Here is a 19,899-nt window from a genome sequence, read left to right on the forward strand (position 1 = left end):
TAAAAATGTTTTTAATCAAAGGGGACGAACCGATGAAAAGAATCATCTCACTGAACACGATGGATCTGAAAGAATCGATGAAACATGGCGGCCATGGTGAATGCCAGACTTCCTGCCAGTCTGCATGCAAAACCTCCTGTGGCGTTGCTAATCAGAAATGTGCTGAACCGGCAGGTAAATAAGTGGTCTTTGCGAAACCGTCTGCCTGATCTGCGGCAGACGGCTGTTTTTCATCCCATAAGAAGAATCACATTGTCAAAAAAGTATTCGAAAAACAAAGCCCCCGCAACGCCCGCGACTTGCCGGCCGGCAGATTTTTCTTCATAAAGGAGTCCAACACCACTTATGATTCACCAATATAAACTGAACGGGTACAATATTGTTCTTGATACCTACAGCGGAGCCGTACATGTTGTCGACGACCTGGCCTATGATGTCATTGCCCTGTACTCACATCACACCGCTGAAGAAATTATTTCGCAGCTGATGGAGAAATATACGGGACATGAAGACGTCACGAAGGAGGAGATAAGGAACACATGGAATGAAGTCGGCAAACTGAAAGAAAACGGACAGCTGTTTAGCGAAGATGCATACAAAGATCTGTCCTTCGATCTGAGTAAACGAAAAACGTATATTAAAGCGCTCTGTCTGAATGTGGCCCATACCTGCAACCTGTCCTGTGATTACTGCTTTGCCAGTCAGGGAAAATATCATGGCGCACGGGCAATCATGAGCTTTGAAGTCGGTAAACGGGCGATTGATTTTCTCCTTGAAAACTGTGGTTTCCATCGAAATCTCGATGTCGATTTCTTCGGCGGTGAACCGCTGATGGACTGGAAAGTAGTCAAACAGCTGGTTGCCTACGCCCGAAGCAAGGAAAAGGCATGTGGCAAAACTTTCCGTTTCACCCTGACGACGAATGGCATGCTGCTGAAAGACGAGATCGTTGATTTTCTGAATAAGGAAATGCACAATGTGGTTCTGAGCCTTGACGGCAGGAAGGAAGTCCACGACCGGCTGCGTAAAACGGTTAATGGAAAAGGCAGCTACGACTATATTGTTCCGAAATTCCAAAACTTCGTCAAAAAGCGCGGAGATAAAGAATATTACGTACGCGGTACATTTACTCATAATAATGTGGATTTTACTAATGACATTTTCCATATGGCTGACCTGGGATTCAAACGGCTCTCCATGGAACCGGTCATTTGCGACCCGAAGGAACCTTATGCCCTGAAGCAGGAAGACCTTCCGGAGATTTACCACCAGTACGAATTGCTTGCTGAAGAGATGCTCAGACGCGAAGAACAGGGCCACGGCTTCATCTTCTATCACTACATGCTGGATTTGACGGAAGGTCCCTGCATCCATAAGAGGATTTCCGGGTGCGGATCCGGAACAGAGTATCTCGCGGTCACACCATGGGGTGAATTATTCCCGTGTCATCAGTTTGTCGGCGACCCGGCCTACAGCATGGGCAACATCTGGGACGGGATCATAAAGCCGGAGATTCAGAACCGGTTCAAACAGGTCACCTGCTACAGCAAACCGGAATGCCGGGACTGCTGGGCGAAATTGTATTGCAGCGGCGGATGTCCGGCTAATGCACTCCATGCCACCGGTTCGCTGAACGGAAATTTTTCTTTCAGCTGTGACGTTTTCCGTAAACGGATCGAATGTGCCATGATGATTAAAGCAGCTGAATCGCTGAAGGCTATGAAGGATCAGAAGCAAAGGGCAACTGAAGCCTGACTGCCCGGCGAGATACGGACACCTTGAAATAGAATCATACCTGACACCGGCAATCTGCCCGGTGTTTTTTTATTTTCATTTTTCCGGTTAAAGTCTGGTAACACATTTTGATCATTGTTATATCATATTTTACCCTCTGACCCTGTTTTCCTTGTATAATAGATGATGAAAGACAGTGTAATCGTTTACAGCTTGTTTTCGGCAAAAATGAGGAGGCTGGCCATTGGATAAAAAGTATAAAAAGTATCTTGATTTACTTGCTGAGAAATATGACTGTGAAGAGAAAGTCGTTACTGAGATTATCAACCTGGAGGCGATATTAAACCTGCCAAAGGGAACGGAACATTTTGTCAGTGATCTGCACGGCGAATTTCATGCGTTCCAGCATGTGCTCCGAAACGGATCAGGAAATGTGAAACAGAAAATCAGGGATTTATTCCAGAATGAACTGCCTGAAGAAGAGATGAATGAGTTTGCTGTCCTCGTCTATTATCCGGAGGAAAAACTCAAACTGATCAGAAGCAGTATCAGAACTGAAGACGAACTGAATCAGTGGTACAGTCAGACGATTGCCCGAATGATTCGTCTGGTCGCTTTCGCCTCATCGAAGTATACCCGCTCCAAAGTTCGCAAAGCCCTTCCTGAACAATTCGTCTATATTACAGAGGAACTCTTATATAAAACCGATGAATTTTCCAACAAAAAAAGCTACTATGCGAAAATCATCCAGAGCATTCTGTCACTCGGTGAAGCTGGTAAACTGATTACTGGCCTTGCGTACACCATTCAGCGACTGGTGGTCGATCATCTCCATGTCGTAGGCGATATTTATGACCGGGGGCCGGATCCGGATAAGATTATGGATACCCTGATGCATTACCACTCAGTAGACATCCAGTGGGGAAACCACGACGTCCTGTGGATCGGCGCTTTTTCCGGATCAAAGGTTTGCCTGGCCAATATTCTCCGCATATGTGCCAGATATAATAATCTGGATATTATTGAGGATGTGTACGGAATCAATCTGATCCCGCTGCTCAATCTGGCAGAAAAATACTATGATGACAATCCGGCATTTCGGCCAAAACTGGGACCGGATGACGGTCAGCTGACCCAAAATGAGATCCTGCAGATTACTAAGATGCATCAGGCTATCTCTATCATCCAGTTTAAACTGGAAATGCCAATTATTAAGCGCCGGCCAGATTTTCAAATGCAGCGCCGTCTGGTTCTGGAGAAAGTAGATTACAACCGTGATACCATTGAACTGGGCGGTAAAACATGGAAGCTGAAGAACACCTGTTTTTCCACTATTGACCCTGAACATCCTGAACGGTTGCTCGATGAAGAAGAAAAAGTTATTGATAAACTGCTGTTCTCTGTGCAGCATTCTGAAAAACTCGCCAGACATATGCAGTTTCTTGTCAGAAAAGGCAGCCTTTATCTGAAATATAACGGCAATCTGCTGATCCACGGGTGCATCCCGCTCAACGAAGATGGCAGTATGAAAAAGATGACCATTGAAGGAAAAACATACGCAGGAAAAGAGCTGCTTGATCTTTTTGAACATAACCTGCGTGAGTGCTTCGCGCACCCTGAGAAGACGGATGATCTGGCAACCGACATGGTCTGGTATTTATGGACAGGTGAGAATTCATCACTTTTCGGGAAAAGGGAAATGACCACCTTCGAACGGTATTTTATCAGTGAAAAAGAAACGCATGTGGAAAAGAAAAATCCCTATTACCGTCTGCGCGCTGAAGAAGGAGTCTGCCGCAAGATATTGGCAGAATTCCATCTGGATCCAGATGAGGGACACATCATCAACGGCCATACACCGGTTGAAGAAAAAAACGGAGAAAATCCAATTAAGGCAAACGGTAAAATGATTGTCATTGATGGTGGATTTTCTAAAGCTTATCAGCCAAAGACGGGGATCGCCGGATACACGCTTCTTTATAACTCTTACGGTATGCAGCTTGTCGCCCATCAGCACTTTTCATCGAAAGCCGATGTCCTGCGAACCGGTTCCGATGTCCTGTCCGTCCGCAGGCTGGTCGACCGTGAACTGCGTCGAAAAAAAGTTGCAGAAACAAATACCGGCAAAGCGCTGAAAGAACAGATCTTAATCCTTAAAGATCTTTTAAAATATAAATATTCCAAAATAAGTAAAACATCAATCAGTGAGGGTTTTACGGGCAGTGATCCTGCACCCGGCCATGTTCGTTGACCCTGAAGCAGCACTGCCGTTTCATGCGGGATAAAATAAACGTATATTCATCTGACTCCGGGGATGCTCAGCCATCCCCGGAGTTTTTTTGTCCCATTGTTTGCTTATATTCAATATATAATTATCGTTTATCAATAAATTTATACTGTTTTTCAACATAAAATATGTTATACTCAGTTCTGAAAAATAATTCTGCTCATAGCTTAAACCTGAAAATGACATGTAAAGGAGTGTCACACATTGAACCCTCTTAAAACACAAAAGACAGACGGAGACATGCAACCTGCTGCCCTTCATCAAAAACGATGCTGGATACTGATTGTCAGTGCTGCTCTTATCGGTATTCTGGCGAATGTCCTCTTTTTTGATAAAAATCCGGGATTGTCTTATCCGATTTTTGTGATCGCCTTTTATGGCGCATTTTTCCTGAACGCCGGTAAGGCAATGAGGATCAGGCCGGATTTCGGCTGGCTGCTGCTGATTCCGGTGAGCCTGCTGTCACTGACCTGGCTCATCTTCTCAAATCCGCTGTTCCATGCACTGAATTTTATTGCCATACCCATACTTATTGTCATTCAAACGACACTGATCAGCGGCAGAGCCAGTGAGCAATGGTCTTCCTTCTTTTTCATCAGAGATGTACTCTATGGCTTTTTCTATCGGCCGTTCGCCTATATTGCGCTTCCCTTTCGGATCATTGCCGGATTCATTCGTTCGCGATCGGGCCTGAAGAAAAACAGCACATTTCTGAAGGTCATACTGGGCGTGATAGCTACTGTTCCTCTGCTGGTCATTATTGTCTCGCTTCTCGCATCGGCAGACATTGAGTTTGAACGTCTGGTTAACCGGCTTCCCGGGTTTTTCTTTCATTTAAATTTTAATGATTGGTTACCACAGTTTCTATTTGCTGCGGGGGTAGCGATCCTGACCTTCAGTTATTTGTGGAGCCTGATTATTCCTTCCGGTGCAGATCGGTCTCCGAAGAAAAGACAGACGGTCACGGATAGCGGTCTGGATCCTGTCATCTCTGTGACCATGCTGAGTATGATCAATATGATCTACCTGCTGTTTACCTGGATCCAGTTCTCCTATCTGTTCAGCGGCTTTTCCTTCTCGCTCCCGGATCATTTCACTTATGCCGAATACGCCCGACGCGGGTTCTTTGAACTGATACTGGTCACACTGATTAATTTTACCATTCTGATTATCCTGATTTACTTTACCAGAAAAAGTAGCACAGGCATGAACTTGGTTTTAAAAAGTTTTCAGTCCCTGCTTGTTCTGTGCACAGGCATCATGCTACTTTCCGCATTCATCAGAATGTACCTGTATGAAATGATGTATGGTTTTACGTATTTACGCATTCTGACGCATGCCTTTATGATCTTTCTCTTTGTCCTGCTCATCCTCACTCTGGTCCGTATCTGGAGGGAAAACATCAATTTGTGGAAGGGGCTGATCCTGAGTTCTGTTACGGCTTTTGTTCTTATTAATTATCTGAACATAGATGCTCTGATTGCCAACTACAACATTGACCGATACCAGATGACCGGTAAAATAGATACCGTCTATCTTGGGACCCTGTCAGATGATGCTGTACCGGAGCTTGTCCGACTGCTTGGTGCAAAAGATGAACGTGTCTCGGCAAGAATGGAAAATGAATTGCTGGAGCGTAAAAAGCGCCTTGACGCTGATCTGCCCTGGCAGTCATTCAACCTCTCAAAGGAAAGAGCACGAAAAATCCTGTCCGGATACCATTTGACCTTCCATCCCGGTTATGAATCCCATGTGGAATACCAGGAGCCCTGAAATCATGAACGGTTTGGATTGAAGTTAAAAACTCACGTCAGTCATGATATAATAGAGATTCCCTGCACCTGCTGCAGGGAGTTTTTGTTACCTGCAGGCAAATATTTTTCAGCATGGTGAATTTGATAAGCATCAGAAAAAAAGTTCCCGTAGACACACCCACAGCCATACTGGTAATATGTGGAGAGATTAGCGAAGCTGAGGACGTGTTCGTATGATTCAGGATAAATATATGAATTTGAAGCGTGGGGAACGGGGAGCAGTGATCAGCATCATGGCTTACCTTGTTCTGTCGTGCCTCAAACTGATTATCGGGTTCTTCATGAATTCGAGGGCTTTAAGCGCAGACGGTCTGAACAATGCGACTGATATTGCTGCATCGCTTGCTGTGCTGATTGGTTTAAAAATGTCCCGCCGTCCCGCGGACAGTGATCATCCTTATGGACACTGGCGCAGTGAAACCATCGCTTCACTGGTTGCTTCATTCATCATGGTCGCTGTTGGACTGAATGTACTATACGACAGCATTCGGTCCATTTTTGCAGGTGATCAGACCATTCCTGACGTCACAGCTGCATGGACAGGTATTTTTTGCGCAGTCATTATGTATTTGGTTTACCGTTATAATAAAAAACTTGCCAGAAAAATCAACAGCTCTTCGGTCATGGCAGCTGCGAAAGACAATCTGTCTGATGCCTGGGTAAGCATCGGGACTGCTGTCGGTGTTTTCGGATCTCAGTTACATCTTCCCTGGCTGGATACCGTTGCCGCGATACTTGTTGGCATCCTGATCTGTAAAACCGGCTGGGATATTTTCAGAGAATCATCCTTTAATTTATCCGATGGATTTGATGAAAAAAAGATCAATGAATATACAGAAACGATCCGTTCTATCTCTGAAGTGGATGACGTCCGGACGATCAAGGCAAGGAACTATGGAAATAATACCATTGTTGATGTGGTCATTCTGGTCAATCCCGAATCCGGACTGACCCATGCACATGATATTTCAACAGAAGTTGAGAAGGTCCTGGAGAAGAAACATGGCATTTTTTCAGCCACGGTTCACGTGGAGCCAAATCTTCCGAAAAGTCGTCCGGTTCAGCAGTGACGCCTCATGTTTTTTATGTACTCCCTCTGCCTCCCTGCCCTCGCCGAATTTTGAAAAGAAAAAAGAGAACCGGCGGGTCCTCATATGGGGGGTATTGCTTTATTTATTGCTCATATACTATAGCATATATTTTATCACTTTACCATATTAGTGTGTAAAATTATTTTGAAAAGTTTTTTCTTTCAGTTTCCATACAATATGAATCAGGACTTGATTGTCAGTTTCAAAATAACCCGCCATCGGGTTGCCCTTGTGTTTGATCCTTTTCAACATTTCTGGAATGGTATATCGATTCCTCTGCAGCTGTTCGTTGACCTCCTCCCAGAACAGGGGTGCTGCGACTTTCCCGCCCGCCTTTCCACGTGGTGAATACGGGCAGATCATGGTTTTACCAGGTGCATGCTGCACATAATCAATATACAGCTTCCCGCCACGTCGCCTCTTCAGCCTTTCTGTCGTAAACAGGTCCGGATAAGCGTCAACGAGAAGGCTTGCGACAAATGATGTAAACAGACGCGTCTCCTGATACGTCAGTGATGCCGGCCGGAGAGGGATATGAATCTGCAGCCCTCTGCTTCCGGTAAGTTTAGGGAAGCTTCGAATATTCAGGCGGTCAAAGATGGATTTCATTTCCTGCGCCGCCTTAATCGCAAGGGCAAACTTCGAATCATCCGGTGGATCCAGATCAAAGACAATTTCCACCGGTCCGGATGAATCCACACGACTGAAGGGAAGATGATATTCGAGAGCCAGCTGATTTCCCAGCCAGATCAGCGTTCGTAAATTGTTACAGAGTATGGCCCGTGTTTCTCTGTAAACTGCCGTCATCACGTAATCCGGCGCATAATCCGGACAGTTTTTTTGAAAAAAAGACGGGCCCTCCGCTCCATGAGGGAAGCGAATCACCGTCAGCGCCCGCTGCCTTAAAAAAGGCAGCATGACCGGTGCGACCGCGACAAGGTAGGAAAGAAACTGAACCTTGTTAATCTCAGGATCAGCCCAGATGATCTTATCCGGATGTGTGATGTTGATTTCCTCTTCAAGTAACATCTGTGCCTCTTTATTCATGCGACTCATCCTCAAACAGGCCGGCCGCGGCCTGATGTCCGGTAATCGCCTGAATCACCGGCTGCCGAAGATTGCCTCCCCGCGTCCACTCCCTGTAGACCACCTTAACGGTCAGATCCGGTTTCAGCCACTGCACATCTTTGATGGCTTCCGGCGGGTTGCTAAACGGGCAGACAGAGGTTTTGATCAGCCCGACATGATTGGTGAAGATCTGCCACTGCTGTTCCGAAAGTCTGCCCGGCCCCGCACGACCAATATAAACAAGCTGGCCCTGTCTGTTATAGAGACCAAGCATCAGCGCATTGAACCGGGATGACCGCCGCGTCACACCACCGATTACGGCAATGAGATCCCGCTCCGTTTTGATTTTCTTCCATGACCCATTTTTCCCCTTGATCAAGTATTTGCTGTTCAGATTTTTCGATACGATGCCCTCCATGCCCTGCTGCTTCACAGCCTGATATAGAGCAAATCCATCCTCTTCAGAAGTGACCCTGCGGACCTGGCCAGTCTCGATCAGCACATCTGACAGCATGTCGCATCTTCTTTCGAGTGGAACTTGATCAATCCACTCGCCATCGCGATAAATTAAATCAAAAATCATATAGGTAATCGGAACTTCCCGGCGAAGAACAGGTATTTTTTCCATACGACTGATCCCGTCACGCCTCATTACTTCATGGAAAGAAGGCTTTCCAGATGTATCCAGAGCAATCACTTCACCATCAACAATGGCCGATGAAGCGGACAGGTAATTCTGAGCTCGTGCAATTTCAGGAAAGACTGCCGTCCGTTCGTTCCCGTGCCGGTTAAACAGACGCGTCTCTGTTCCCTCAAAATAAGCCAGTACTCTCACGCCATCCCACTTGACCTGATGAATCCATTCCTTTCCATCAGGTATTTCATCGGACATAACCGGTTCAAAAGGGATGATCGGCTCCCATTTCATCCGACTGTCTTCTTCCTGCGTCCGCCTGCCCTTTTCTTCGGCTTTGATTCTCTGACACTGGCCTCCAGCGCCGACAGGAGGTCGACAACACTGGTCTGCGCTGCGGGAGCCTTTTTCTTTTCTGGCGGAATACCGGCAACTTTGTCCTGTATCAGTTTCTCAAGTTTCATCCGATAATCGTCTTTATATTTTTTCGGTTCGAATGCGGCCGTCAGCTGGCTGATCAACTGCCCGGCAATCGAGAGCTCTTTTTCGTCATTCTGGATTGTCACATCCCCGAGTCCGGGAACCTCATTCATATGACGTACTTCATCCGGATAATACAGGGTTTCGAGCAACATGCCGTTTCCATAACTGCGTATAGCAGCCAGATGCTGCTTGGAACGAATGATGATATTGGCCAGTCCAATCTTGCTGGAATCGCTGATTGACTGACGGAGCAGTGAATAGGCACGCAGCCCTTGTCCGCTGTCCGGACCGATAAAATATGACTTTTCAAAGTAAATGGGATCAATTTCACTGAGATTGACAAAATGGATGATTTCGATGCTCTTATTTCCGTCTTCCTGCAAATCGCTCATTTCCTGTCCACTGATTGGCACAAACCGCCCCGGTGAAAATTCATAGGCCTTGACAATGTCCTCACCGGCAACGGATTTGCCGCATTTTGAACAGGTTCGCGTGTATTGAATCGGAGCCATGCAGTCCTTATGCAGCATGCGTAATTTGATGTCTTTATCTTCTGTCGCGGTATATAGTTTAATGGGAATATAAACCAGTCCGAATTGTATGGAGCCCTTCCACATGGTACGCATTTTGTTCACCTCGCGGATAGTATGAACGATCCGTACCACGACTATGCAGAAAACCGGATATAACAAACCTCCTGAACCGGATGGGTCACATCCTATTCAGGAGGTTAGAAAACAAACAGCAGAACACAAATGACGAGCGCCCAGAATGGCAGGCAAATCAGCATAGCCCATGCAGCACCCTTAAAAAAGTTCCCGTCCATATGGAACCACTCCGATGCACTTTTACGAAGCAGTCTGTCCAAAAACAATGGCTTTCATACCTGTCATACGAAAGCGGATAAAAAAAGGCCTTTCGACCGCTCCGTATACCCGCTCATACTGATGGACAGGAACATAAAGTATTATGGATCAGACAGATTTTCAGACTGTCTGATCCGCCGGCCAGAGCACCTCTCTTCATCACTCCTTATGACACCTTAACAGGGTGTCATTTGTATGTACCTCTTATTTCTCCCATGTATACGTTGCGGAAAATGAATCAACCGGCTGTCCTTTAAGCGTAAAATAATTCACTTTAATCTTCTTCTTATCTTCACTGAGGTCGAGAATGACATATGTACCCGTCTTATAATTACGGGGCAGACGCAGACTGCCCGGGTTAATGCCGATCATCCCGTTTTCCTTAAAAGAGCCGGCGAAGTGCGTATGCCCGAAACAGAGAATATCTGCTTTGACTTCCAGACCCCGGTAAATGAGCCTTGCCGGAGAATTCCGGACACCCAGCAAGTGCCCATGGGCAATCAGAAAGGTTAATGAACCCGACTGACGGACGACTTCATCCGGATAGGCCCCGGAAAATCGCAGTTTCCTTCAACGGCAAGGTAATCCTTCATTTCAGGACTATCCGCGTGTAATTCCGAATCGCCGCAGTGGATGAAAGCTTCAACTTTCCCGGCATACCTGTCCTTCAGTTCCTCAACCTCACGCTTCAGACCATGCGTGTCACTGACAATCAGCCATTTCATTGACCGGCCCCCATCCATTCTGTCCATTTCGCTTTGAGCTCCTGCAAAGCCTTTGCCCGGTGGCTGATCCTGTTTTTTACATCCTCACCCATTTCTGCGAAGGTCATCTGTTCTTCCGGAACGAAAAAGACCGGATCATAACCGAAACCATCGGCACCTCTTCTTTTATCTGTAATCACGCCGGAACAGTGTCCCTCAGCGAAGTGTGTCTTTCTGCCAGGCAGGCTGAGCGCAAGAACGCAGGTAAAGTGAGCCGTCCGCTTCTCAACCGGGACACCTTTTAAATGATTAAGCAGTTTATCGATATTATGTTCGCTGTTTTTATCAGGCCCGGCATACCGTGCGGAGAAGATCCCCGGTTCACCACCCAGAGCGTCAACACACAGCCCTGAATCGTCGGCAAGCGCCGGCAGATTCATTTTTTGGGAAAGGGTTTCTGCCTTCAGAGCAGCGTTGTCACGAAAAGTTTTGCCTGTTTCAGGCACGTCAATGGTTACATTCAGATCTTTCAATGAAAACACATCCACATCAAAATCCGCCAGTATTTTTTTTATTTCTTTAATCTTCCCCTGATTATTTGATGCAATCAGAATACGTGTCACCGCGATCTTCCCACCTTTTGCTCTGTCAAAATGTCACCAATGATGGCTTTCTCTTTCTGAATCAGTTCATGGATGCCCTTCCCGGCCAGCCGGATCAGTTTTCGAAGCTCATCTTCACTGAATGTGGCCTCTTCTCCAGTGCCCTGTATTTCCACAAATTCACCTTTACCGTTCATCACAATATTCATATCAACATTCGTTGTTGCGTCCTCTTTATAACACAGATCAAGAATCGGTCCATACTGTGGATGGATCCCGACAGACGTCGCTGCCAGATAAGTTCTGACCGGCAGCTGACTGATCATATTCCGTTCCAACGCTTTTCTGAAAGCCAGTACCATGGCGACAAATGCCCCGGTGATTGAGGCTGTTCGTGTACCCCCGTCTGCCTGAATTACGTCACAGTCAATCCATATCGTGCGTTCCCCTATTTTTCCCAGATCAACAACAGAACGTAATGCCCGGCCAATCAGGCGCTGAATTTCCATGGTCCGTCCGGCCTGCTTTCCGCGCGAGGACTCGCGAATGGTTCGCTCAGGTGTCGCCCGGGAAGCATGGCATATTCTGCTGTAATCCATCCCTTCTTCTGCCCGCGCAGAAACGGAGGCACTCTGTCCTCAATGCTTGCGTTACAGATGACCTTTGTCCGCCCGACAGTCATCAGTACAGAACCTTCAGGATGGATAATAAAATCAGGCTGTATCAGAATGTGTCTGAGCTCGTCACTTGCTCTTCCATCTGGTCTCATTTCAGTCAGTTCCTTTGAATTACAGAATTCAGGATCTGTCAATGGATAAAATACAACAGTATCCTGTACGATCACTACACGAATAGAGGAGCGGCAGGCCGCTCCTTTTTACTATACCATAATACGCAAGAAATCATTATAGGCCTGAAGCACTCACCATGGATTCTGAAACCGGACCCGTCAGTGTTTTACCGGACTCCAGCATCACTTTATCCGAATCTCCCGCTTTTATCTCGACTTTATTGATTCCTTTCTGACTGGTCAGTGTCCTGACAAGACAGCGGAGCGCCCGTTCACTGATTGTCTTTGCCGCTTTATCCTCATAGACGGCATCGTTAAAGTGCAGAGATACTACGCCATCTTTTATCATGGGTTTATCAATCAGACGTGTGTCGGGATTGAAAGTTGAGATGAACGGACTGTCCGCAGGTTCATCGACCAGTGCAGAAACCAGGTCGGATACTCTGTCATTTCCCGTGATCGCTCGTACGGTAACCGGAACTTCATAGGTTTTGTTTTTATACGTCGTGAGATAAAAAACAGTCAATGATCCACTGGCCGCAACATCTGAAACATCGCCGAATGTGGTATTAATCCCGTCCTGGCGTGTCAGGCCTCTGCCGATCGACCGTCTGGTATCCGGCCATTCGTCCAGGACTTTACCGTCCACACTGATGGAAACACTTTTTACAGTATTAAATTCCGTCAGTGTCCAGACCACTGACTGGACGGCACGCTCCTGGTCCTCAGGCCGTGTCTCAAGAAACTCCCTGGAAAAATCGACCGTCAGATTACCACGCTTATCCATATCCACATTGACGACCTCCGTTTCGGCAGGAAGAACGGTCTGGAAGCCATTAGGCAGGAGTTCCGTCACCGGCCCCCCTTTGACGAGATAATTCAGAACCTGACTTTCAGGTGCGCCGGATTCAGGCAAACCTGTAACTTGCGGTATAAGCAGGCCGTTCGCATCGGAAAGATAGAGTGTCCGCTGAATGTATGTTGCGTTTTTTGATGCCTCCTTCAATGCCTGCCTGTCTTTAACATATTTTATCGTGTCAGGCTCGCTGTCCTTATCTCCGCACGCAGACAACAGCGTAAAAGATAACAACACTATAACCGAAGCCAGTACAAAAAATGACCGACGAATCATCGTTTGACCCCCCTGATCCCCGTAGGTTGTACTACCATGTATACGGGGCTGTCCACCAAAAAGACCAACGACTTTTACAAGGTCATGATTTCGATCACATTCGTGAGAGATGAAATTTATTTTCACGGGTGATCATGGTATACTTGTACAACAGAAGTAAAATAAAGAAAAATTTGCCAGCTGACAAATTTGGATGATTTCTGAAAATATGGACCACCTGTCCGGGTGATACCCGGCAAGTTAAGATTCGGAGGTTTTTACAATCAGACTTGAACCGATTCGTTATATAAAAGTCCCCCTGATGACGCAAATCCATGCTCATGATTCCTCTTCGTTATCGCCATCCGGTCATTTTTATTCCTGCCCGGTCGGAAAGGGCGAGCAGGTTTATCCGGGTACATTCGCTCTGGACACTTGCGGTGCCAATATTATCGACTATATTGGACAGTCACACTTTCCTGTATGGATTATAGAACCCCGTCGTATGTTCATCGATAACGACCGAATTGTCGCCCTGATGCAGGATGGCCGGCTTTTTACCGGAAAGTCGAAACTGCTGACCAGTGACAATCTGATTATCAGAAACAACAAAAATATTAACTGCGAGGTGATCGATTTTCACAAGGTCTGCTTTATGGGTCGCCTGATTAAAGGGATTTACCTTCTGTAATGGGTTCAGGGATATCCGGCGCTCTTTTTCTGAGCCGAAAGATGCTCCTGCATTTCTGATCCTGTCGATCATCCGTCCTTCGCAAAGAATCAGGCTGAAATAAATAAACAGGAGGATGGGTCTGTCGGGACTCATCCTCCTGTTTTTCGAATAACACAGCCGGCTCAACCAGAGCCGGCCAGTGCTATAGCTTTAGTTCTCCGAGCCTGAGCAGTTCGACAACCGCCTGGGAGCGTCCTTTCACACCCAGCTTCTGCATGGTGTTTGATATATGGTTTCGAACTGTTTTTTCACTGATAAAGAGTTCTTTGGCAATGTCCCTCGTTGTTTTATCTTGAACGAGCAGTTCAAAAACTTCTCTTTCCCTCTTTGTCAGTAAAGGTTTCGGACGGTAATAATCTTCCTTCAACAATTCCCCCTCCTTGCTCAGCAGGAGAGCGGGCGGGGAAGGCTTTTAGTCATCTTTATTTTATGAAAGGTGTAAATGATTGGTGAGACCCTTTTATGCTTATACTTTGTCGCTGCCGAAGAAATCCCGGAAGGACTGACCGACTGTCGCACGGTTCAGGGCTGCGATTGATGTGGTCAGAGGAATCCCTTTCGGGCAAACCTGAACACAGTTCTGCGAGTTGCCGCAGCCTTCAATACCGCCTTTACCCATAATGGCATGCAGCCGTTCTGCCCGATTGAGCGCTCCAGTCGGGTGGGCGTTGAACAGACGTACCTGAGACAGTGGGGCAGGTCCCATAAAATCAGATTTACTGTTGACATTCGGGCAGGCTTCCAGGCAGACCCCGCAGGTCATACATTTTGACAGTTCATAAGCCCACTCACGTTTACTTTCGGCCATTCGGGGACCGGGTCCCAGATCATATGTGCCGTCAATCGGAATCCATGCTTTGACTTTTTTCAGTGCGTCAAACATCCTGCTACGGTCGACAATCAGATCACGGACGATCGGAAAGGTCTTCATCGGTTCCAGATGCACCGGTTTTTCCAGTTTATCGATAAGTGCGGTGCAGGCCTGGCGCGGACGTCCGTTAATGACCATCGAACAGGCACCGCACACTTCCTCCAGACAGCTCATCTCCCATTGCGGCGCAGTGGTCTTCTCTCCGCTGGCATTGACCGGATTTTTTCTAATCGCCATCAGTGCTGAAATCACGTTCATATTCGGGCGATAGGGGACATTAAACGTTTCCTGATAAGGGGTTGAACCCGGCCCGTCCTGTCGTGTGATAATCAGCTGAAAAGATTTCGGATGATTAGATTCACTCATGGTTTCTTCCCCCCTGTTAATGTGCATGAGTATAATCTCTTTTACGCGGTTTAATCAAAGAAATGTCAACGTCTTCATATTCAAAGTCCGGTCCGTTTTTCTCCGGATTGAACTTCGCTTTCGTTGTTTTCAGCCAGTTTTTATCATCACGCTCAGGGAATTCCGGTTTATAATGGGCACCCCGGCTTTCATTACGATTATAAGCACCCAGTGTAATGACTCTGGCGAGCTGAAGCATATCCCACAGCTGACGTGTGAAGGATACAGCCCCATTACTCCATTTGGACGTATCATTAATGTTTATGTTCTTGAACCGCTCCATTAATTCCTGAATATGTTCATCCGTCTCCAGCAATGTTTTATTTTCGCGAACGACGGTGACGTATTTGGTCATCCATTCACCAAGTTCCTGGTGCAGAGCGTAAGCATTTTCCGTCCCGTCAAGTGAGATAATTTCCTTGTATTTTTCTTTTTCCTGCATCAGCGCGTCGTCGAAGATATAAGACGGTACATCGTCGCCACTCTTTTCCAGTCCTGAAATGTAGGAAACCGCATTCGGACCGGCCACCATGCCGCCATATAGCGCGGAGAGAAGTGAATTGGCACCGAGACGGTTGGCACCATGATACTGGTAATCACATTCACCACAGGCAAACAGACCCTTAATATTGGTCATCTGGTTAAAATCAACCCACAGTCCACCCATTGAGTAATGAACGGCCGGGAAAACTTTCATCGGTACTTTATGTGGATCCTCGCCGACAAATTTTTCATAAATATCAATGATGCCGCCCAGTTTCACATCAAGTTCATGTGGATCCTTAAACGAAAGGTCCAGATAGACCATATTTTCTCCGTTGATACCAAGGTGCTTATTGATACAAACGTCAAAGATGGCGCGTGTTGCGACGTCACGTGGCACAAGGTTACCATACGCCGGATACATCTCCTCAAGGAAGTACCACGGTTTGCCATCTTTATATGTCCAAAGCCGGCCGCCTTCGCCACGGGCGGATTCACTCATCAGTCTGAGTTTGTCCTGACCGGGAATCGCTGTCGGATGGATCTGAATGAATTCCCCGTTAGCGAAGAAGGCTCCCTGCTGATAAAGGGTGGAGGCAGCTGAACCTGTGTTGATCATCGAGTTTGTTGATTTCCCATAAACCATTCCCAGGCCACCGCTTGCCATGATCACCGCATCAGCACGGAACACCGAAATCTCCATCGATCTCATGTTCATGACCACAACGCCCCGGCAGACATGATCTTCATCGATAACCGCCCTCAGGAACTCATAGTATTCGTGTTTGTGGACAAGGCCTTTCACTTCCTGGCGTCGGGTCTGTTCATCCAGCGCGTAAAGCAGTTGCTGTCCTGTTGTTGCTCCGGCATACGCCGTGCGATGAAAGGTCGTTCCACCGAACCGGCGGAAATCCAGCAATCCCTCATGCGTACGATTAAACATGACACCCATACGGTCAAGCAAGTGAATGATGCCCGGTGCCGCTTCACACATTGCCTTTACAGGGGGCTGATTTGCCAGAAAGTCTCCGCCATAAATCGTATCGTCAAAGTGATGCCATGGTGAATCTCCTTCACCTTTTGTATTGACAGCCCCGTTGATCCCGCCCTGTGCACAAACCGAATGGGAACGTTTCACCGGGACAACTGAGAACAAATCAACTTCCACACCGGCTTCGGCCGCTTTAACCGCCGACATCAGTCCGGCGAGGCCGCCGCCGACTATGATTAATTTTCCTTTACTCAAGTGGGCTCACTCCTTTTCATTTGGTAGTCAGATAGTTTAGATGAATGCGAACAGTGCGCGGACGCCCACGTAACCCAGCAGGACAAAAATAACAAGCGCTGCATAGGTACCGAATCTCTGAGATTTGGGAGAAACAAGTATTCCCCAATGGACACAGAACGACCAAAGTCCATTTGAGAAATGGAACACAGCACTCAAAATGCCGATAATATAAAACACGATAATACCTGTATTACCCAGAACATTTGCCATTAAGTCAAAATTAAGCGGCGTGCCTAAAGCCATGGCGACCCGCGTCTCCCAGACATGCCATGCGATAAAGATGACCAGAAATAAACCCGATAATCTTTGCAGCAGGAACATCCAGTTTCTTAAAAACCCGAAGTTTCTGACATTGCTTTTTGCGGTAAAAGCAATATAGATGCCGTAAATAGCATGGAACAGAATCGGCAGATAAATCAGCACGATCTCCATAAACAGCAGGTACGGCAAACTCTCCATAAACGCCGCGGCATTGTTGAACGCACCAGGCCCCTTTGTTGCCTGATAATTGACAGTCAGATGCACAACCAGAAATAACCCGACAGGAACCACGCCAAGCAGAGAATGCCAACGGTGTCTGGCATACTCATGATCAGCCAAAGCCATGTTTCCTCTCCCCCTCCAAGTGAATTGTTACCGCTTTAAATTTTATTTAACCCGAATTGTAGTAAGACTAGCTGATCAAAAAATACTACAATCTGTCACAGATTTATTGTAAACCTCGAATTTTGCACAGTCAATCCATAATGTAAGCGTTATCTATAATATTCTCATAGTGAACAGAAGTAAAAAAAGTTATAATACTATTGGAGGGATGGAAAGATGACGAGACGTGAAACCTGTCCGCAGCCGGAGCAGTTCGGCGATGCCACTGTTCCGGCTTTCGGTTACGAATTAATCAGAAATCAGCTAATTCCCGAATTGCTCGGTAAAGAATCCGCATCAATTCTCTACTGGTCGGGGCGCAAACTGGCGCGCCTTTATCCAGCCGGGAGTGAGGAGAAAATCCCATTGTTCTTCGAGCAGGCTGGATGGGGAACGCTGAAGCTAGTGGATAAAAGCAGAAAAAAAATGGATTTTGAATGCCGTTCCTCACTTATCGATTATCAAATCAAGGAAGATCAGGATTCGGCTCTGTTTTCCCTTGAAGCCGGATTCATTGCAGAACAGATCCAGCAAATATACGGTTTTATTGCAGAAGCTGTTACAGAAATTAAAACGGGAAAAAATAAAAAAGTTATCTTCCATATTAAGTGGGATGCGTCAGACCCTGTACCTGCCAATCAGTCATCAAAATAACGCCCGGGTAATGAAAAAGGTTTCGGAGGAGACGTCCTGCCGAAACCTTTTTCAATACGGATTGATTAATTCCCCGGCCGGAAGCTGTTCGATTCCTCTTCCGCAAGATGGAACGTCTCGTGCAGCGTGTCCAGTGCTGCAGGCAGCTTTTCTTCATCAATAATTGTTGAAACCTTGATTTCAGACGTACTGATCATTTTTACCTTTATTTTTTCCTTTGCCAGGGTATGAAACATCTCCGCGGCAACCCCGGGATTCGATGCCATGCCAGAGCCGACGATGGACACTTTAGCAAGACCCGATTCGAAAATCAGCCGGTTAAATTCAAGGTCCTTCTCGTGAGTCCGCAGAACGTCCAGTGTCTCATCCAGCAAATCCCTGTCTACTGTAAAGGAAAGGTTTGTTTGTGCCTCATCAAGTACATTCTGAACAATAACATCAATACTGATCTGTTTTGACGCAATGACATCGAAAACCCGTGAAACAGCACTCACAGAATTTGACAGACCAAGAAGTGTAACCTTACTGACATTTTTCTCAAAGGCCAGACCTCTGACCAATTTGGTTTTCTCCATCCCGACTTCCTCCTTTATCACAGTTCCCGGTTCATTGGAAAACGAGGAACGGACAACCAGCTCAATATGATTATCCTTAGCATATTCTACAGCGCGGGGGTGCAGGACACCTGCACCGAGATAGGCTAGCTCCAGCATTTCATCGTAGCTGATTTCCCGCAGTTTTCTCGCCTGGTCTACATAACGGGGATCTGTTGTGAATACGCCGGTGACGTCTGTATAAATGTCACACCTTGAAGCACCGAAAGCCGCAGCCAGCGCTACAGCTGAGGTGTCGGATCCTCCTCTGCCAAGCGTCGTGATGTCTCCGGACTCTGTCACCCCCTGAAAACCTGCGACAACGACAATGCCCCCCTGCCTGAGACAGGGACGGATCAGTGAGGTATCGATAGCAGAAATCCGGGCATGCCCATAGCTCGCTTCCGTCCTTATACCTGCCTGCCAGCCTGTGAAAGAAACGGCCTCATACCCTTTTTCAATGAGTGCCATAGACAGCATAGCAATCGTGACCTGTTCCCCCGTAGACAGAAGTACGTCCGTTTCCCGTTTTGATGGATGATTTGAAATCTGTTTCGCTTTTGCAAGCAGGTCATCCGTTGTTCCGCCCATTGCAGAAACCACAACAATGATCTGGTTTCCCGCCTCTTTCTCCTGAATAATTCTGTCTGCTGCCCTTCGGAGACGCTCAACTGTCGCTACCGACGTCCCGCCGAATTTCATTACTAATAAAGCCACTCGTCACTCGCTCCTTTATATGATCACGGCTTGCCTGCGCTGTTCTTTATACCCTTTCCGGGATCCGAAACTTTCTGCCGGTATTTTCCCCGGATGACAAAAAGCAGCGAGAATCTCCCGCTGCTGAACTGTTTTTCCACAACATGCTGAGATAGTTCTCCACACCCGAAAAGTATGACAGCCCTGCATTTGTTCAATACAGATCCAGCACAAATCCGCGATGAACCGGACCGGCTTCGGCAGATTCCCCTTTCCCGCAGTACTCATCGAATTTCATCCTTCTCATACTGCCTATTCATGGAATCTGCGCCTCTATCACATTAGAA

17 protein-coding genes, 2 pseudogenes and 1 riboswitch are annotated in these 19,899 nt (G+C 46.9%); of the genes and pseudogenes, 7 read left to right on the forward strand and 12 right to left on the reverse strand.

Annotated features, from left to right (window positions below):
* Positions 1-32: 32 nt before the first annotated feature.
* The 5 genes from scfA to ABNN70_RS13590 all read left to right on the forward strand — a co-directional run bounded on the left by scfA (position 33) and on the right by ABNN70_RS13590 (position 6,905).
* On the forward strand, positions 33-182 hold the full coding sequence (scfA, locus tag ABNN70_RS13570) for a six-cysteine ranthipeptide SCIFF (protein ID WP_129928202.1): 150 nt from the start codon (positions 33-35) through the stop codon (positions 180-182).
* 163 nt (positions 183-345) lie between these two features.
* On the forward strand, positions 346-1,755 hold the full coding sequence (gene scfB, locus ABNN70_RS13575) for a thioether cross-link-forming SCIFF peptide maturase (protein ID WP_129928201.1): 1,410 nt from the start codon (positions 346-348) through the stop codon (positions 1,753-1,755).
* Between the two features lie 223 nt (positions 1,756-1,978).
* Positions 1,979-3,985, forward strand: a complete 2,007-nt coding sequence (locus tag ABNN70_RS13580) for a fructose-1,6-bisphosphatase (protein ID WP_353948093.1) — start codon at positions 1,979-1,981, stop codon at positions 3,983-3,985.
* A 240-nt stretch (positions 3,986-4,225) separates the two neighbouring features.
* A complete protein-coding gene (locus ABNN70_RS13585; RefSeq protein WP_353948094.1) occupies positions 4,226-5,794 on the forward strand; it encodes a DUF4173 domain-containing protein in 1,569 nt (522 codons plus the stop codon).
* A 214-nt stretch (positions 5,795-6,008) separates the two neighbouring features.
* A complete protein-coding gene (locus tag ABNN70_RS13590; RefSeq protein WP_129928199.1) occupies positions 6,009-6,905 on the forward strand; it encodes a cation diffusion facilitator family transporter in 897 nt (298 codons plus the stop codon).
* Positions 6,906-7,052: 147 nt separating this feature from the next.
* Here the strand turns inward: ABNN70_RS13590 and ligD are convergent, their stop codons facing one another.
* The 7 genes and pseudogenes from ligD to ABNN70_RS13625 all read right to left on the reverse strand — a co-directional run bounded on the left by ligD (position 7,053) and on the right by ABNN70_RS13625 (position 13,205).
* A complete protein-coding gene (gene ligD, locus ABNN70_RS13595) occupies positions 7,053-7,973 on the reverse strand; it encodes a non-homologous end-joining DNA ligase (RefSeq protein ID WP_353948095.1) in 921 nt (306 codons plus the stop codon).
* Positions 7,966-8,922, reverse strand: a complete 957-nt coding sequence (locus ABNN70_RS13600) for a DNA ligase (RefSeq protein WP_353948096.1) — start codon at positions 8,920-8,922, stop codon at positions 7,966-7,968. The genes ligD and ABNN70_RS13600 overlap by 8 nt, the downstream gene beginning before the upstream one ends.
* Complete coding sequence (locus ABNN70_RS13605; protein WP_129928197.1) at positions 8,919-9,737, reverse strand: Ku protein; 819 nt, start codon at positions 9,735-9,737, stop codon at positions 8,919-8,921. The genes ABNN70_RS13600 and ABNN70_RS13605 overlap by 4 nt, the downstream gene beginning before the upstream one ends.
* A gap of 444 nt (positions 9,738-10,181) precedes the next feature.
* Positions 10,182-10,729, reverse strand: a pseudogene (locus tag ABNN70_RS13610) (metallophosphoesterase).
* Positions 10,699-11,304: an XTP/dITP diphosphatase gene (locus ABNN70_RS13615; protein WP_353948097.1), complete on the reverse strand. Its 606-nt coding sequence runs from the start codon at positions 11,302-11,304 to the stop codon at positions 10,699-10,701. Before ABNN70_RS13615 ends, ABNN70_RS13610 begins: the two are co-directional and overlap by 31 nt.
* Positions 11,301-12,052 (reverse strand): annotated as a pseudogene (gene rph, locus ABNN70_RS13620) (ribonuclease PH). The gene ABNN70_RS13615 and the pseudogene rph overlap by 4 nt, the downstream one beginning before the upstream one ends.
* 136 nt (positions 12,053-12,188) lie before the next feature.
* The gene (locus ABNN70_RS13625; RefSeq protein ID WP_353948098.1) at positions 12,189-13,205 is read right to left on the reverse strand and encodes a GerMN domain-containing protein; all 1,017 of its coding nucleotides are present in this window, start codon (positions 13,203-13,205) and stop codon (positions 12,189-12,191) included.
* Between the two features lie 301 nt (positions 13,206-13,506).
* Between ABNN70_RS13625 and ABNN70_RS13630 the strand changes: the two genes are divergently transcribed.
* Entirely contained in the window at positions 13,507-13,875 is a 369-nt protein-coding gene (locus ABNN70_RS13630) for a hypothetical protein (RefSeq protein WP_353948099.1), read from the forward strand.
* Positions 13,876-14,059: 184 nt separating this feature from the next.
* Here the strand turns inward: ABNN70_RS13630 and ABNN70_RS13635 are convergent, their stop codons facing one another.
* From ABNN70_RS13635 to ABNN70_RS13650, 4 genes are all read right to left on the reverse strand, one after another.
* Complete coding sequence (locus tag ABNN70_RS13635; RefSeq protein ID WP_129928191.1) at positions 14,060-14,284, reverse strand: LuxR C-terminal-related transcriptional regulator; 225 nt, start codon at positions 14,282-14,284, stop codon at positions 14,060-14,062.
* 99 nt (positions 14,285-14,383) lie between these two features.
* Entirely contained in the window at positions 14,384-15,154 is a 771-nt protein-coding gene (gene sdhB, locus ABNN70_RS13640; RefSeq protein WP_129928190.1) for a succinate dehydrogenase iron-sulfur subunit, read from the reverse strand.
* Between the two features lie 16 nt (positions 15,155-15,170).
* Entirely contained in the window at positions 15,171-16,922 is a 1,752-nt protein-coding gene (gene sdhA / locus ABNN70_RS13645) for a succinate dehydrogenase flavoprotein subunit (protein ID WP_353948100.1), read from the reverse strand.
* 36 nt (positions 16,923-16,958) lie between these two features.
* Positions 16,959-17,570, reverse strand: a complete 612-nt coding sequence (locus ABNN70_RS13650) for a succinate dehydrogenase cytochrome b558 subunit (protein WP_165364204.1) — start codon at positions 17,568-17,570, stop codon at positions 16,959-16,961.
* Positions 17,571-17,786: 216 nt separating this feature from the next.
* On the opposite strand from ABNN70_RS13650, the gene ABNN70_RS13655 reads away from it, so the two are divergent.
* Positions 17,787-18,263 (forward strand): YslB family protein, encoded by a 477-nt coding sequence (locus ABNN70_RS13655; protein WP_353948101.1) that lies wholly within the window; start codon positions 17,787-17,789, stop codon positions 18,261-18,263.
* A gap of 65 nt (positions 18,264-18,328) precedes the next feature.
* Here ABNN70_RS13655 and ABNN70_RS13660 read toward each other — a convergent pair whose 3' ends face one another.
* Positions 18,329-19,573: an aspartate kinase gene (locus ABNN70_RS13660; protein WP_353948102.1), complete on the reverse strand. Its 1,245-nt coding sequence runs from the start codon at positions 19,571-19,573 to the stop codon at positions 18,329-18,331.
* 144 nt (positions 19,574-19,717) lie between these two features.
* Positions 19,718-19,896: riboswitch (Lysine riboswitch) on the reverse strand.
* Between the last annotated feature and the right edge of the window lie 3 nt (positions 19,897-19,899).

Source organism: Sporolactobacillus sp. Y61, assembly GCF_040529185.1.
Taxonomy (GTDB): domain Bacteria; phylum Bacillota; class Bacilli; order Bacillales; family Sporolactobacillaceae; genus Sporolactobacillus.